This window comes from Yoonia sp., assembly GCF_036007805.1.
Taxonomy (GTDB): domain Bacteria; phylum Pseudomonadota; class Alphaproteobacteria; order Rhodobacterales; family Rhodobacteraceae; genus Yoonia.
The window spans coordinates 1-14,414 of the sequence record NZ_DASYOK010000378.1; the positions used below are offsets into that span (position 1 = coordinate 1).

Genomic DNA, 14,414 nt, shown 5'->3' on the forward strand with positions numbered 1-14,414 from the left:
TCGCCCCCGGTCCATCGGGTGCACCGACACGCGGGCGCATGGATGTGCTGCCCACCGGGCGGAACTTCTACTCGGTCGACAGCCGCGCCGTGCCGACCCCCACCGCTTGGGCCTTGGGGTGGAAATCCGCGAACCTGCTGATCGAAAAACACCTGCAAGACCACGGCGACTGGCCCCGCAGCCTGCTGGTCACCGCATGGGGCACCGCCAATATGCGGACAGGTGGCGACGATATCGCCCAAGCGCTGGCACTCATGGGTGTCAAACCCACATGGGACAGTGCCAACCGGCGCGTCACAGGGTTTGAGGTGCTGCCCCAATCCGTCCTGTGCCGCCCCCGTGTGGACGTGACCCTGCGCATCTCGGGTTTCTTCCGCGATGCCTTCCCGCAACTGATCGCGCTCGTCGATAGCGCCGCGCGTGCGGTGCAGGACATGGATGAACCCGATGATCTGAACCCCGCCGCTGCACGCGCCAAAGCGGGCGAAGACCAGACCCGCGTGTTCGGTTCCAAGCCCGGCGCCTATGGCGCGGGCCTACAGGCACTGATCGACGAGCGCATCTGGGCCGACAAATCGGATTTCGCCGAGGCCTATCTGGAATGGGGCAGCTACGCTTACGGCGAAGGCGCTGAGGGCCGCAAGGACCGAAAAGCCTTTGAGGCGCGGCTGTCGCAGGCCGAAGCCGTGGTGCAAAATCAGGATAATCGCGAACACGATATCCTCGACAGTGACGACTATTACCAGTTCGAAGGTGGCGCCGCCGCCGCCATCAGCACGCTGCAAGGGCAAGACCGGCCGATCTACCACAACGATCACTCGCGCCCTGAGCGGCCCGTCATCCGCACGCTCGACGATGAAATCGGGCGCGTGGTGCGCAGCCGCGTCGTGAACCCCAAATGGATCGACGGCGTGAAACGTCACGGCTATAAGGGCGCGTTCGAAATCGCGGCAACTATGGACTATCTCTTCGCCTTTGCCGCAACCACAGGGGCCGTGCGCAACCACCACTTCGATCTTGTCGAAGAGGCTTTTATCAAAGATGAGGCGACACGCGACTTCATCGCCAATGCCAATGCCCCCGCACTCAAGGACATCGCACAGCGCCTGCAAGAAGCGATTGACCGCAACCTCTGGCAACCCAAATCAAACTCCGCACGGGCACGCATCGCGGGACTTTTGCAAGACTAACGCGTTCCATTTTTCGGCTCTAGAAGCCTTCTTCATGAAACATTCCAAACTTGACATATATCAAGGAACTTCCTTTATAGGAGATATATTTCACTTTTGGAATGTAACGAATGGAGGCCATGATGGCTCATACTGCAACGCGCCCGGCGGACGCATATTCTCCGCTTTATTTTTTGGCGTCGCTCGGCGCCGGAGGCCTGGCGGTCACATTTTTCATGTATCTGATGTTTTGGGTGCCGCATCCAGGCCAACCTGTCCCCGTCTTTGAAGACCTGCTGCGGGCGTGGTCTGCGCACGGGATCGCCATGAAGACGTCACTTGTTATCGCCGTAACAGGCATCGCCGGATTTGCCTTTCTGAACGTCAAGATGCTGATCTGGAACCTGACAGAGATGTCGAAATTCAAAAAAACCGAAGGCTATGCAAAACTGCGCAAGACCAACGGTGAAACCCAACTGCTGGCCATGCCGCTGGCACTTGCCATGACGGTCAATGTGGGCTTCATTGTCGGGCTGGTCTTTGTGCCCCAGCTCTGGTCAGTTGTTGAATACCTTTTTCCACTCGCAATGATCGCTTTCCTTGCAATCGCCGTGCTGGCGCTGCGCCAGATTGGGCAATTCCTGGGTCGTGTGCTGGCTGAAGGCGGCGTTTTCGATGTAACGGCCAATAACTCCTTTGCACAGCTTCTGCCGGCCTTCGCCCTCGCGATGGTCGCTGTAGGTCTGGCTGCGCCTGCCGCCATGAGCACACAATCTGTGATCGTTGGCAGCAGCCTTGTTCTGTCCACCGTGATTGGTACCGTTGCGGCTGTCTATGCCACAATTGCGGCCGTCACGGCCTTCAACTCTATGCTGCACCACGGCACGGCCAAGGAAAGCGGTCCGACCCTTTTGGTTATCGTGCCACTTCTGACAGTTCTGGGGATCATGCTTCTTCGCCAGAACCACGGTTTGCACACCACATTCGAGGTCCACGCCGCGGACGCGGAAACGCTTATGCTGCTGACCCAGATTCTCGCGGTGCAATTCGCATTCGGTTTGCTAGGCCTGCTGGTGCTCAAACGTCAGGGCTATGCTGATGCCTTCCTGCGGGGACCTGGTAATTCTGCAGGCGCTTATGCGCTGGTCTGCCCCGGTGTCGCTCTGTCAGTCATGTTGCATTTCTGGATCAACAAAGGGCTTGTTGCCGCCGGTCTGATCGTCAAGTTCGGCGCCGCATACTGGGCCTTTACGGCTGTGGCACTGGCCTTCCAGATCGCAATGGTCCTTCTGGTCATCTATTTGAACCGTCGTCACTTTGGCCGCACAGGCAGCGCACAGGTCGTGCCTGCGGAATAGATACCTGATGCCGGGCGGGGCAGTCACCTCGCCCGGCGCTGACGCAAAAATTCCCCCGTTGCACGCGCCCCCCGTTGGCGGCACATTGCACACAATAGGAACGGGGAACTTGCAAATGACCGAAGACACCGACCGCCATGCGCTGAAAATGGCCAAGAAAAAGGCCGCACGCGACAAAATCATGGCAACAAAGACTGACAAGAAAGGTCTGGTCATCGTCCATACGGGCAAAGGCAAAGGCAAATCCTCCGCCGCGTTCGGGATGATCTTCCGCTGCATCGCCCATGACATGAAATGCGCTGTGGTTCAGTTCATCAAGGGTGGCATGTCCACCGGCGAACGTGACCTGATCCTTGCCAAATTCAGCGACACCTGCGCCTTCCACACCATGGGCGAAGGGTTCACATGGGAAACGCAGGACAAATCCCGTGACACAGAAATGGCACAGGCGGCATGGGCCAAAGCCAAAGAGCTGATTTTGGATGAAACCAACCACATGGTCCTGCTTGATGAAATCAACATCGCGATCCGCTATGACTATGTCAGCGCGGTTGAGGTTGTCGCCTTTCTGCGCGACCATAAACCGGAAATGACCCATGTGGTCCTGACGGGCCGCAACGCCCACGAAGACCTGATTGAACTGGCCGATCTCGTGACCGAAATGGAACTGGTCAAACACCCGTTCCGATCGGGTATCAAGGCGCAGATCGGCGTGGAATTTTGAGCTGACCAGCTCAGGACGGAGGGTCTCAAGATAGATAAAGTAGTCGCAATCGACGACAGCCATTACATCGCCAGCGGTGCTGAAAGGGATGTCTACCAACACCCCGACGATCCAGCAAAGCTGCTTAAAGTCATGCGCAACATCGAGAATGCGCCTACGCGTTTCACATTCCGCGACATCTCGACCAAGCTTTTCCCGAGCGCGCGCCTGCGTCTAATCCGCAAGGAATATGACGAATATCTGCGCATCCGCCTGTTCAACCCTGCCCATGACGTGCGCCTGCCGATCACGCATCTTTACGGCGTTGTCTCGACCACACGTGGTCTGGCCTGCGTGACCGAACGTGTCTCGGGCCCCGATGGCAGCGTGGCGGAAACGATGCGCACAATGCTCAACAAAGGCACGTTTACGCAAGTGGAGCTTGATCTGTTCAATGGCTTCGTCGATCAGATGCACAGCTTTGGGATCCGTGCCGGAGACCTCAAACCCCATAACCTCGTCTTTGGCTATCGTGACAACGGCTATGAATGTGTTTTAGTCGACGGGTTTGGCGATATCCACTTTCTGCCCGTCCGCTCGATAGGGCGTTGGGCAAACGCATTGGGGCTTAACGATAGCTTCAAGATTGTTGCAAAGCGAACCGGCTTGAGATGGGATCGCAAAAAACGCCGTTTTCATCTGGCAGCATCTGACTGATGTCACCGCGATCGCCCCTCCAGACAATCAAGATAATCCAAGAGGTCAAAAATGCCCAAACACCGCGTCCTGACTGAATTCGGCATGGGCACCAGCCTGCGCCGTCAAGATTATACCCAAGCCGCGCGCCGTGGATTACAGGACGCGCTGTGGCATAATTCGATCAACATGGCCGAGCTTTTTGGGTTTCCCAAAGAAGCCATGCTGATCGACGTGGAAATCGGCGTGCAACAACCCGATCAGGTTGACACCGCAAGCCTGCTGGACATCTTCCCTTACGGCCAGCCCACGATCACCGTCCACCACGGTGGCCTTGATGTCCCCCGCCCTGACGGCAAACCGACCGTCATTGCCAATGTCGCGATCAATGTCTCATTCGAAATGGAGCGGACCTGATGGAGCAGCGTATCATCATCGAAATGGGCATGGGCAACGACCTGCACGGGATGGACTACCAAAAGGCCGCCGCCCGTGCGATCGAAGACGCGATACGGCACTCAACCTTGCCGATATTCGACAGCATCAACCTGCCCCACGGCGAAATGCGGGTGCAGGTCACCGTCGCTGTGCAAGAGCCGGACAAAATCGACCCGGAGGCTCTGACATCCGGCCTGCCGCGTGGACGTGCACATGTCAGCGTTGTCAAAGGCGGGCTGAACATTCCCAACCCCGAAACAGGTGACACCGCCGTTATCGCCACAGCGGCAGTCGAGGCCTTTTTGCCGTCACAAGCAGGCAAATGGGTACAAGCCTAGATGGAGCTGACGCAAGCCCATCGCGACGCCTTGCAGGACATCCTGCTCTGGCGGCGTGATGTCCGGCACTTTCTACCCGATCCGGTCCCGCAAGAGGTGCTGGAGCGCTTGCGCAAGGCGATGGATTTTGCGCCTTCGGTGGGAAATGCGCGTCCTTGGCGGGTACTCCACGTGAAATCGCCTGATCTGCGCGCGGCCGTGATCCACAATTTCGAGACGGCGAATGCACAGGCCGCCGCAGCCTACAACGACGATCAGCGCGCCGCCTATAACCGGCTGAAACTTGCAGGGCTCCGCGAAGCGCCGGTCCATCTGGCGATCTTTACCGAAACAGACCCTGATGCGGGGCATGGGCTGGGACGCCAGACAATGCCCGAAATGCTCAGCTATTCGACCGTCGCCGCCATCCACACCCTTTGGCTTGCTGCCCGCGCAGAAAACCTTGGCATAGGCTGGGTTTCAATCCTTGATCCGCAGGCTGTGGCGCATAGCCTGCATGCGCCCGACAACTGGGATCTGACCGCCTATCTCTGCCTCGGCAAAGCCGCCTCGGACGATGACACACCACTGCTGCATCGCAACGCGTGGCAAACCAACGCAGAGACCATCTGGCAGGATGTCTAGGCCTTCTGCGCAGCCTTCCTGACAGCACTAAGTGTCGCGGCGGTTGTCAGCGCTTCCTCATCGACCTGACACTCAATGATAGCCACGGTGCCTGCGACTTGGGCGCGTGCGAAGGCAGCCGGAAAGTCCTCGGACCGCGTGACCTTCTCACCATGCCCGCCATAGGCGCGCGCGAGTGCGGCGAAATCAGGGTTGGCAAGTGCAGTCCCCGACACCCGCCCCGGATAGGTCTTTTCCTGATGCATGCGGATCGTGCCATAGCGGCCGTTGTTCATCACCACGACAATCGGCTTTGCGCCATGCTGAACAGCGGTCGACATCTCGTTGCAGGTCATCTGGAAACAGCCGTCCCCCGCAAGGCAAACGACCGTGCGATCCGGATGTGCCAACGACGCGGAAATCGCCGCAGGAAACCCGTACCCCATCGACCCCGAGGTCGGCGCAAGCTGTGTGCCATATTGCTTGTAAACGAAATAACGGTGCAGCCATGCAGCATAGTTCCCTGCCCCGTTTGTGATGATCGCATCATCGGCTAGATGCTCGGACAGCCATTTGATCACGGCCTCCTGCTTCAGCGCGCCGGGGCTTTCCTGCGGGGTCAGCCAATGGTCGTAATCAGCCCGCGCAGCGCTGCTCCAGCTGGACCAATCGCCCGCATGTTCGGCATTTGCCAACTGGCGCAGCACCGCAGGCGCAGTGGCGTTGATTGCGATGTCAGGGGTGTAAACCCGCCCCAGTTCATCCGCGTCGGCATGAACATGCACGATCCGCTTGGCCGGATTGGCGGGGTCAACCAGCGTGTAGCCTTGCGTTTCGATATCGCCGAACCGCGTTCCAAGCAGGATCAGCGTATCCGCATCGCGCACGCGTTGTGCAAGTTTCGGATTGATCCCGACATTCAGATCACCCGCATAGTTGGCATGATGGTTATCCATATAATCCTGACGCCGGAAGGCCGCAGCGACCGGCACGTTCTGGCGCTCGGCGAAGGCCTGCAAATCGGCTTGGGCCTGTGCAGACCAGTGCGGTCCGCCCACGACGACCAGCGGGCGTTCGGCCTGCGCCAAAGCATGCAGGATCGTTTGGGCTGCGCTATCGGGCAGCGGATTTGCGATCACCTCGGGGATATGCAGATCCGATACATCCGCGCTGGCGCTGAGCATGTTCTCCGGCAAGGCCAAAACCACAGGACCGGGGCGGCCAGACATGGCCACACGGAACGCGCGGCCGATATATTCCGGCAGGCGGCCAGTGTCGTTGACCTGCGCGACCCATTTCGCCAAGCCACCAAAAAGCGATTTATAATCAACCTCTTGAAATGTCTCGCGATCGGTCTGGCGATTGTCGATCTGACCGACAAACATGACCATCGGCGTGCTGTCCTGCATCGCGACATGAATACCGGCAGAGGCATTGGTCGCCCCCGGTCCACGGGTGACAAAACAGACCCCGGGCTTGCCGGTCATTTTGCCGTAAGCCTCGGCCATCATTGCGGCACCACCTTCCTGACGGCAGACGATGTTGGGAATGCCACTGTCGTACAGGCCATCCAGAGCCGCAAGAAAGCTTTCACCGGGAACCGAGAAGACCCGCTCGACCCCAAGCTTAACGAGCTGATCACTCAATATTTTTCCGCCATGCCGGACCATGTTATTCTCCCAGATTTTGCGCGCAGCATGTGCCATGCACATAGGCTGTGCAAGGGCTACTGTTGCGCTTTCCAACCTGCGCTCTATCTGTCCTGAAACCGTTGAAAGGATTACAAATGACAACTCTTCTTGGCATTTCAGGCTCGCTCCGCAAGGCATCGACCAACACGCTTTTGGTCCAGAACGCAGCAGAGATTTTTGGCGCCGATACATTCACCCTCGCCGACATCGATTTTCCCCTCTTCAACGGCGACGTGGAAGCGGCAGACGGCATCCCTGCGAAGGTCCAAACCCTTTCCGATCAGATCGCTGCGGCGGATGCGGTCATCATCTCGACGCCCGAATACAACAAGGCGCCCTCGGGCGCCTTGAAGAACGCGCTGGATTGGGTCAGCCGGACCGAGGGCAATCCTTGGAACAACAAACCTCTTGCCATCATGTCAGCCGCCGCAGGGCGCGCGGGCGGCGAGCGTACGCAGTTTGCGCTTCGCCTGATGATGATGCCATTCCGGCCCGATATATTGCAGGGACCCGAGGTTCTCGTCGCGAATTCCAGCAAGGAATTCGATGAAAACGGCAAGTTGACAGGCGAGATTTATATCAAACTGCTGACCGAGTTGATGGGTGCGCTGAAGGCCCGTATTTGATGTACAGAAGCTGTACACAACCTGTACACAACCTGTACATACAACCGTATGGCGGGAAAAAAGGCCCGAGGCGAGAAACTGGAGACTTGGATGGCACGTGGCGCAGGTGGATCTGATGGCGGGACCGGCAGCTTTCTGATCGGGCTGATCATGATGGTGGGCGGCGGCTATCTGTTGCTGAACGGCATCGTGGTTCGGCCGAACTTTGGATTGGGGTCACGCGTTTTCGGGATCGGCGGCGTGCCGATCACATCAGGCATGATCCTGATCCCGTTCATGTTCGGGGTCGGGATGATCTTTTACAATGCCAAGAACTGGTTCGGCTGGGGGATTGCAGGCGCGTCACTGGTCGCGCTGATCTTCGGAGTGATCGCGAATATGACGCTCCAACTCGCGCATATGAGCGCCTTTGATCTGATCGTGATACTGATCTTGCTGGTCGGCGGGATCGGGTTGTTTTTGAGGTCGCTCAGGGCGGGGTGATTCACGGCGTTTGACGTTGTGAATGCATCGCAGCAATGCGCAGGGAGGGGGCTTTGCAAAGGTGCGGACCGTAGTGGTCCATCAAGCCGTGACGGGCCTTTTGCTGTCGTTAGGTGATATCGGAACAATGCGGAACGGCGCCATCGAACCGGCCACTCACCTGAGCAAAATTTCGTGCGACAGTGTGTCGTCAAAACGGACGAAGTGAGGGCTGGCGCAAGCGCCTGTCGCCCTGAATGCTCAAGCATTTATCTTGGCTCAAGTCCGATTTGCCAATGAAACGGTCCTTTCGGGGGCATGAAGTTAACGTGGCCTCGCCATCATCATCCGCCAGCCTTTCGCATGCTCGGCCGCCGTGTAGAACAGATACGGGGCGCTCGTGTCTGGGTCATAAACAATCGACGGCGCAATGATCTCATCGACTTCCCATCGATCCTTTGCCAGCGTCAGCAATGGTTCGGGTATGGGTGTCCATGGACCAAGCGGGTCATCCGCGCAAAATGCAAATATACCTTCCAGCCCCGTGCGTGTTTGACGGGTGGAAACTGCAACAAACCCGCCGTCCGGTCTTGTCGTGATCTGGCCTTCCATTCCGATCGGGACGTCAGTTTCGATTGGATTTTGCCAGACTATTCCGTCCAATTGGCTTGTCGCAGTGAAACTCCAGACTTCCGTGACGTCTTCGAACCCGTTCCATCCAAGCCATGCCATGATCAGCCGGCCATCATACTCGAATACCGACGGAGATGTAATGAGGTACACGTCCCGCCCATCTGTAGGACCTCTGGGTATCACAGGCTGCTCCAAGATTGCCCAAGGCCCGGTCAAATGGGGCGCTTGCGCCATGTAGATGCTTGATTGATAGGTGTCTTCATCGTCGTATCCAATAAAATAAATCCGATGATCGGTCGGTGACATGCGGAAATAAAACGATGTCTCTTTATGATTCACCGCACCGGGCTGCTTGGATGGCCCCAGAAGTACGCCCCATTCTTCCCAGCTTGCCCAATCATCCCCGAAAGCAAGCTTGATAGAGCTTTGGCCGCTGTCATCTCCACTGTAAATCATGGCAAGGCGACCTTCATCCGTGATGAAAACATGCCCGTCGCTGGCGGCTTCATAAAGTCCGAAGAAAATCTGATCACGCAAGACGGGTGCATCATGTCTGACCCACTCGGCTGGTAAGCAGGCCAACGCGGGGGATGCACAAGATACTGCAATTGCAAAGACTGCGCTGCGGGCCATACGACAAACAATATCCATCGACAAATGTATCGTCAACCGGTTCGCGCGACCTCAAAGCCTCCGATTGCTCGTGTCCTGAACGGCCATGTGTGGTGGTGACATGATAATTGCAAGCTTCTCGTCCACACTCGGCACCGCAGCCGAAACTCAGGATTCTTACTCGTTTGAATGTCGCCTCTCACAACTAGCGCACGCTTGCGGCGAATGATCCGAATCCGCCCAACCTGAATGTGCGCGTAGGCACAGCAAGTTGCCACACATGGGTCTGCTTCGGGCTGACAGCAGTCCTTCTCTCACAATCGGCCACACAAATGCGCCGGGGAGAACCCCGGCCTACGCTCACTATGCTGTAGGTCGGGGTTTACCCCGACGCGCTCAATACCCAAGCGCGCACCCGTCTTTGCGCGGGTCACTTCCGCCTTCGAGCACACCATCCTCATGCAGCAGAATTGCCTGTGAGCCGCCGATCGCTGTATCGGGGCGCACCACGTTGTGGCCCATTGCGGCAAGTTCCGCTTTGACCGCATCGCTGTAGCCATCCTCGACCCGCAATTCGCTGCCTTCCGCAAAACTGCGCGGCGCGTCCATCGCAGCCTGTGGCGACAGACCGAAATCGGTGACATTGGTGACGAAACGCGCGTGTCCGGTGGACTGGTACTGCCCGCCCATGACGCCGAAGGGCATGTGGACCTTGCCGTCTTTCTTCAGCATCGCGGGAATGATGGTGTGCATCGGGCGTTTGCCGCCGCCGACCTCGTTGGGGTGGCCTTGTTCCAGCGTGAAGCCCGCACCGCGGTTCTGGAACAGCACGCCGAATTTATCCGACGCGATGCCAGACCCGAAGGAATGGAACACCGAATAGATCAGCGACACACACATGCGGTCTTTGTCGACCACGGTGATATAAATCGTGTCTTTGTGTACCGCCTCGGCCCCGGGCAGACCTGCTGGCATGGCTTTCTTCGGGTCGATCAGGGCGGCCAGTTTCGCCGCTGTGTCGGGTGACGTCATATAGTCGAGCCGCGTCATATATTCCGGATCGGACAGGAACCGGTTGCGGGTGTCGTAGGCGAGTTTGGTTGCTTCGGCCTCAATATGGACGCGCGCGGCGCCCCACGGGTCCATGCCTGCGATGTCGAAATGTTTGAGGATATTCAGCAGCAGGATCGCGGTCGCGCCCTGCCCGTTTGGCGGATGCTCGTAAAGATCGAGCCCGCCATAGCCACCCATGATCGGGTCGGTGTAGTCGCAAGACGTATTCGCGAAATCATCCAGCGTATGCGTGCCGCCCAGCGCATTGAGCGAGGCGACCATGTCTTCGGCGACCTCGCCTTCGTAGAACCCTGCGCGTCCGTCCATGGCAATGCGGCGCAGAACCTGCGCCTGCTCCGGAGCGCGGAACAGCTGCCCTGCCTTGGGGGCTGCGCCGCTCAGCAAATAGAGGTTACGGGCATGGCCAGAGAGGTTATCCACCGATTGCGCCCAGTCAGAGGCCACGCGTTCGGCCACCGGAATACCAGCCTCGGCATAGTGGATGGACGGGGCGAGAACGGCCTTGAGGCCCAGTTTGCCCCAGTCCTTGGACAGACGGCAAAAGGCATCAACCGCGCCCGGGATGCTGACCGCATCGGCGGAATAGGGTGCGATCACGTCACCTTTGGCGCGCAGTTTGTCGGCATCTATTCCCGCAGGCGCACGCCCTGATCCGTTCAGCGCCACAACACGGTCTTCGCCCGGCGGTGTCATCAGCACAAAGCAATCCCCGCCGATGCCTGTCATCTGCGGTTCGCACAGGCCCAGCAGCACTGCCCCCGCAATCGCAGCGTCCATGGCATTGCCACCTGATTCCATCATTTGCACGGCAACTTTCGCGGCCAGCGGGTGCGACGTTGCGCACATGCCATTGGTTGCATAAACCGCTGAGCGGCCGGGGTGGTGAAAATTGCGCATGGGGGGGTCCTTCCTGATATTGCGGGTGAACTTAGTCCGATCACCGCGATGCGCAACGCAAATGTTCAGGCTTTTCCTTTCGGCGACACAGGCGTAGCGTCTACTGCGTTGGAGGGAGTAAGATCATGCGTGATGTTTTCATCAAAGGTGCGGCCCGCACACCGATGGGCGGGTTTCAGGGAATTTTTTCCGATGTGGATGCACCCACTTTGGGGGGCGCCGCGATCAAGGCCGCACTTGCGGGCGCGGGCAAACCACATGTGGATGAGGTCCTGATGGGCTGCGTCTTGCCGGCAGGTCTGGGACAGGCCCCTGCGCGGCAGGCAGGGTTTCTGGCGGGGCTGGATGACAGCGTACCGGCCACGACCGTCAACAAGATGTGCGGTTCCGGCATGAAAACGGCGATGATGGCGTTTGACCAGATCGCCCTTGGCGGCGCCGACACGATGGTTGCAGGCGGCATGGAAAGCATGACCAACGCACCATATCTGATGTCGAAACTGCGCAGCGGGGCGCGGATCGGGCACCAGAGTGTGCAAGACAGCATGTTCCTCGACGGGCTCGAGGATGCCTATGACAAAGGCCGTCTGATGGGCACATTTGCCGAAGATTGCGCCGAGAAATATCAGTTCACCCGTGAAGCGCAGGATCACTATGCGATCGCATCCTTGTCCAACGCGCTTGACGCCGAACGGTCTGGCGCGTTTGACAATGAAATCGCCCCCGTCACCGTGCATAGCCGCAATGGTGAAGATATCTTCACGCGGGATGAACAACCCGGTAAGGCGCGGCCTGAAAAGATCCCGTCGCTGAAACCTGCGTTCCGCCCTGACGGGACGGTGACGGCCGCCAATGCATCGAGCATTTCCGATGGCGCGGCGGCCTTGGTTCTGTCCGCCGACGGAAGCGGCGCGCGTGCGCGGATCGTGGGCCATGCCAGCCATGCGCAGGCGCCGGGGTGGTTTACGACGGCGCCGGTGCCTGCCGCGCAAAAGCTCTTGGCCAGGATCGGCTGGGATGTTGATGATATCGACCTGTGGGAGGTCAACGAGGCTTTTGCCGTTGTGCCCATGGCGTTCATGCATGAGATGCACATCCCGCGCGACATAGTGAATGTGAATGGCGGCGCTTGTGCCTTGGGGCATCCGATTGGGGCATCCGGTACGCGCATTATCGTGACCTTGCTGAATGCGCTGGAAACACGTGGTTTGAAGCGCGGCGTTGCGGCCATCTGTATCGGTGGCGGCGAAGGCACCGCAATTGCCATTGAGCGGGTTTAGAAAGACATGAAAGATACTGCGATGCGCGTGAACTACGATGACCTGACCAAAACGATTGCCGCGCTGACCGAAGGCGAGGACGACGTGATTTCCTTGATGGCCACCGTTGCCTGCGAGGTGCATCACAGCGATGACCGTTTCGACTGGACCGGTTTTTATCGGGTGACCGGCCCCGAGATGCTCAAGATCGGGCCGTATCAGGGCGGGCACGGCTGTCTGGTGATCCCGTTTTCGCGGGGTGTTTGCGGGGCTGCCGCGCGCACCGGCGAAGTACAGCTTGTTCCCGATGTTGATGCCTTTCCCGGCCACATTGCCTGTGCGAGCAGTACACGCTCGGAACTGGTGCTGCCGGTCCATGACCGCAACGGTGCGCTGCTGGGTGTTTTTGATATTGATAGCGATCAACCCGATGCCTTTGATCAGGCGGATGTCGCGGGCATGCAGGCCCTCCTCAATCTCGCCTTTGCAAAATAACCCGCCGCTGGCAATATCCGCAGCATTCAGCACAAAAACTATTATGCAAATGCTAAGGACCACGGTATATGAATATTTATGTCATTTTTTCACGGTGCGATCATGCGGGATGAAAATGTCACCGTTTCATCACTTGGAGCGGACATAAGGTCATTGCGCAAGTCACGGCGGATTACGCTGGCTGATCTTGCTGCAACTTTGGGCCGTTCCGTTGGCTGGCTCAGTCAGGTCGAGCGCGATTTATCCTATCCGGACCGCGCCGATTTGGCCCGCATCGCGCAGGCGCTTGATGTGTCGATATCCAGCTTTTTCAAGGTTGCCATTCCCCCGGAGGAAGAAGGCCATATCGTGCGGGCGCATGCCCGCCGCCCGATCGGCAGCCGGACAGAAGGCTTGACCGAGGCGCTGTTGTCACCTGATTTGACGGATGATTTTGAAGTCATCCATTCCGTATTCGCCCCTCACTCATTCCTGCCCGAACCCCTGAGCCGACCGACCCAAGAGGTCTGCTATATCATCAAAGGCAAGTTTGAGATCGCGCTTGATGGCCAGCACTTCCAGCTTGAGGCCGGCGATAGCTTCCGTTTGCGCGGACAGCAGTTCCAGTGGTGGAACAAACACGACACCCCCTGCGAGATCGTCTGGGTGATCTCGCCACCGATTTATTGAGGGTTCGCGATGGCGCTGCATCCACGCTTCGACAGTCGTGCCATCGCTTTTATGCCCTACAGCCTGCCCCACCGGCTGGCGCAAATCATCACAAGAGTGCCGCAGTTTGCGTTGCCCGTCATGCGTGGATGGCGCCTGCTGGACATATGTATTCCGCCGATACCGGCGATGATGACTCTTTCACGGACCATGGCCCACATTCCCCCGACCAGAGAAGGTAAACGATATGGCTGATTTCCCGACAACTGCACGTGTTGTGATTATTGGTGGCGGTGTTGTGGGGGTCTCGACCCTCTATCATCTGGCCAAGAAGGGGTGGACCGATTGCGTTTTGCTGGAAAAGAACGAATTGACCGCAGGCTCAACGTGGCATGCCGCGGGGAACTGTCCGTCTTTCAGCACATCCTGGGCAGTGATGAATATGCAGCGCTATTCGCTGGGCCTGTATAAGGGGCTGGCGGAAGAGGTGGATTATCCGATGAACTATCATGTCACCGGATCCATCCGGCTGGCGCATTCCAAAGAACGGATGCAGGAATTCGCCCGCGCGATGGGCATGGGCAACTATCAGGGGCTGAACCTGCGGCTGATGACGCCGGATGACGCGAAAGAGATGTATCCGTTTCTGGAGACCCATGATCTTGAAGGCGCGCTTTATGATCCGGACGACGGCGATATTGATCCCGCACAG

General features: G+C 58.3%; 16 protein-coding genes. 13 read left to right on the forward strand and 3 right to left on the reverse strand.

The features are described 5' to 3' along the window. The 7 genes from VGP75_RS20090 to bluB form a co-directional block, all read left to right on the forward strand. On the forward strand, nucleotides 1-1,190 hold a 1,190-nt coding region (locus tag VGP75_RS20090; RefSeq protein WP_327545342.1), incomplete at its 5' end, for a cobaltochelatase subunit CobN. A 122-nt stretch (nucleotides 1,191-1,312) separates the two neighbouring features. Next, nucleotides 1,313-2,527: a TsoY family (seleno)protein gene (locus VGP75_RS20095; protein WP_327545343.1), complete on the forward strand. Its 1,215-nt coding sequence runs from the start codon at nucleotides 1,313-1,315 to the stop codon at nucleotides 2,525-2,527. Nucleotides 2,528-2,642: 115 nt separating this feature from the next. Further along, on the forward strand, nucleotides 2,643-3,251 hold the full coding sequence (gene cobO / locus VGP75_RS20100) for a cob(I)yrinic acid a,c-diamide adenosyltransferase (protein WP_327545344.1): 609 nt from the start codon (nucleotides 2,643-2,645) through the stop codon (nucleotides 3,249-3,251). Between the two features lie 48 nt (nucleotides 3,252-3,299). Then, nucleotides 3,300-3,947 carry a YrbL family protein gene (locus VGP75_RS20105; protein ID WP_327545355.1) on the forward strand — a complete coding sequence of 216 codons (648 nt, stop codon included), beginning with the start codon at nucleotides 3,300-3,302 and terminating at the stop codon, nucleotides 3,945-3,947. A 51-nt stretch (nucleotides 3,948-3,998) separates the two neighbouring features. Then, nucleotides 3,999-4,343, forward strand: coding sequence for a Lin0512 family protein (locus VGP75_RS20110; protein ID WP_327545345.1), 345 nt, complete (start codon nucleotides 3,999-4,001; stop codon nucleotides 4,341-4,343). After that, nucleotides 4,343-4,702, forward strand: a complete 360-nt coding sequence (locus VGP75_RS20115) for a Lin0512 family protein (RefSeq protein WP_327545346.1) — start codon at nucleotides 4,343-4,345, stop codon at nucleotides 4,700-4,702. The genes VGP75_RS20110 and VGP75_RS20115 overlap by 1 nt, the downstream gene beginning before the upstream one ends. Beyond that, nucleotides 4,703-5,326 (forward strand): 5,6-dimethylbenzimidazole synthase, encoded by a 624-nt coding sequence (gene bluB / locus VGP75_RS20120; protein ID WP_327545347.1) that lies wholly within the window; start codon nucleotides 4,703-4,705, stop codon nucleotides 5,324-5,326. Here bluB and VGP75_RS20125 read toward each other — a convergent pair. Next, a complete protein-coding gene (locus VGP75_RS20125; protein ID WP_327545356.1) occupies nucleotides 5,323-6,975 on the reverse strand; it encodes a thiamine pyrophosphate-binding protein in 1,653 nt (550 codons plus the stop codon). The genes bluB and VGP75_RS20125 overlap by 4 nt on opposite strands. 116 nt (nucleotides 6,976-7,091) lie before the next feature. Between VGP75_RS20125 and VGP75_RS20130 the strand changes: the two genes are divergently transcribed. Together VGP75_RS20130 and VGP75_RS20135 are read left to right on the forward strand one after the other, a co-directional pair. Beyond that, the gene (locus VGP75_RS20130) at nucleotides 7,092-7,622 is read left to right on the forward strand and encodes an NADPH-dependent FMN reductase (protein WP_327545348.1); all 531 of its coding nucleotides are present in this window, start codon (nucleotides 7,092-7,094) and stop codon (nucleotides 7,620-7,622) included. A gap of 90 nt (nucleotides 7,623-7,712) precedes the next feature. Beyond that, the gene (locus VGP75_RS20135) at nucleotides 7,713-8,105 is read left to right on the forward strand and encodes a hypothetical protein (RefSeq protein WP_327545349.1); all 393 of its coding nucleotides are present in this window, start codon (nucleotides 7,713-7,715) and stop codon (nucleotides 8,103-8,105) included. A 303-nt stretch (nucleotides 8,106-8,408) separates the two neighbouring features. Here VGP75_RS20135 and VGP75_RS20140 read toward each other — a convergent pair whose 3' ends face one another. Together VGP75_RS20140 and VGP75_RS20145 are read right to left on the reverse strand one after the other, a co-directional pair. Then, on the reverse strand, nucleotides 8,409-9,254 hold the full coding sequence (locus tag VGP75_RS20140) for a glycoside hydrolase family protein (protein ID WP_327545350.1): 846 nt from the start codon (nucleotides 9,252-9,254) through the stop codon (nucleotides 8,409-8,411). Nucleotides 9,255-9,725: 471 nt separating this feature from the next. Then, nucleotides 9,726-11,300 (reverse strand): gamma-glutamyltransferase family protein, encoded by a 1,575-nt coding sequence (locus tag VGP75_RS20145; protein WP_327545351.1) that lies wholly within the window; start codon nucleotides 11,298-11,300, stop codon nucleotides 9,726-9,728. A gap of 125 nt (nucleotides 11,301-11,425) precedes the next feature. On the opposite strand from VGP75_RS20145, the gene VGP75_RS20150 reads away from it, so the two are divergent. From VGP75_RS20150 to VGP75_RS20165, 4 genes are all read left to right on the forward strand, one after another. Continuing rightward, nucleotides 11,426-12,580, forward strand: coding sequence for an acetyl-CoA C-acyltransferase (locus VGP75_RS20150; protein ID WP_327545352.1), 1,155 nt, complete (start codon nucleotides 11,426-11,428; stop codon nucleotides 12,578-12,580). A gap of 21 nt (nucleotides 12,581-12,601) precedes the next feature. Further along, entirely contained in the window at nucleotides 12,602-13,054 is a 453-nt protein-coding gene (gene msrC, locus VGP75_RS20155) for a free L-methionine (R)-S-oxide reductase MsrC (RefSeq protein WP_327545357.1), read from the forward strand. Nucleotides 13,055-13,132: 78 nt separating this feature from the next. Then, a complete protein-coding gene (locus tag VGP75_RS20160) occupies nucleotides 13,133-13,723 on the forward strand; it encodes a helix-turn-helix domain-containing protein (RefSeq protein WP_327545353.1) in 591 nt (196 codons plus the stop codon). Between the two features lie 226 nt (nucleotides 13,724-13,949). Next, on the forward strand, nucleotides 13,950-14,414 hold a 465-nt coding region (locus VGP75_RS20165), incomplete at its 3' end, for an NAD(P)/FAD-dependent oxidoreductase (RefSeq protein WP_327545354.1).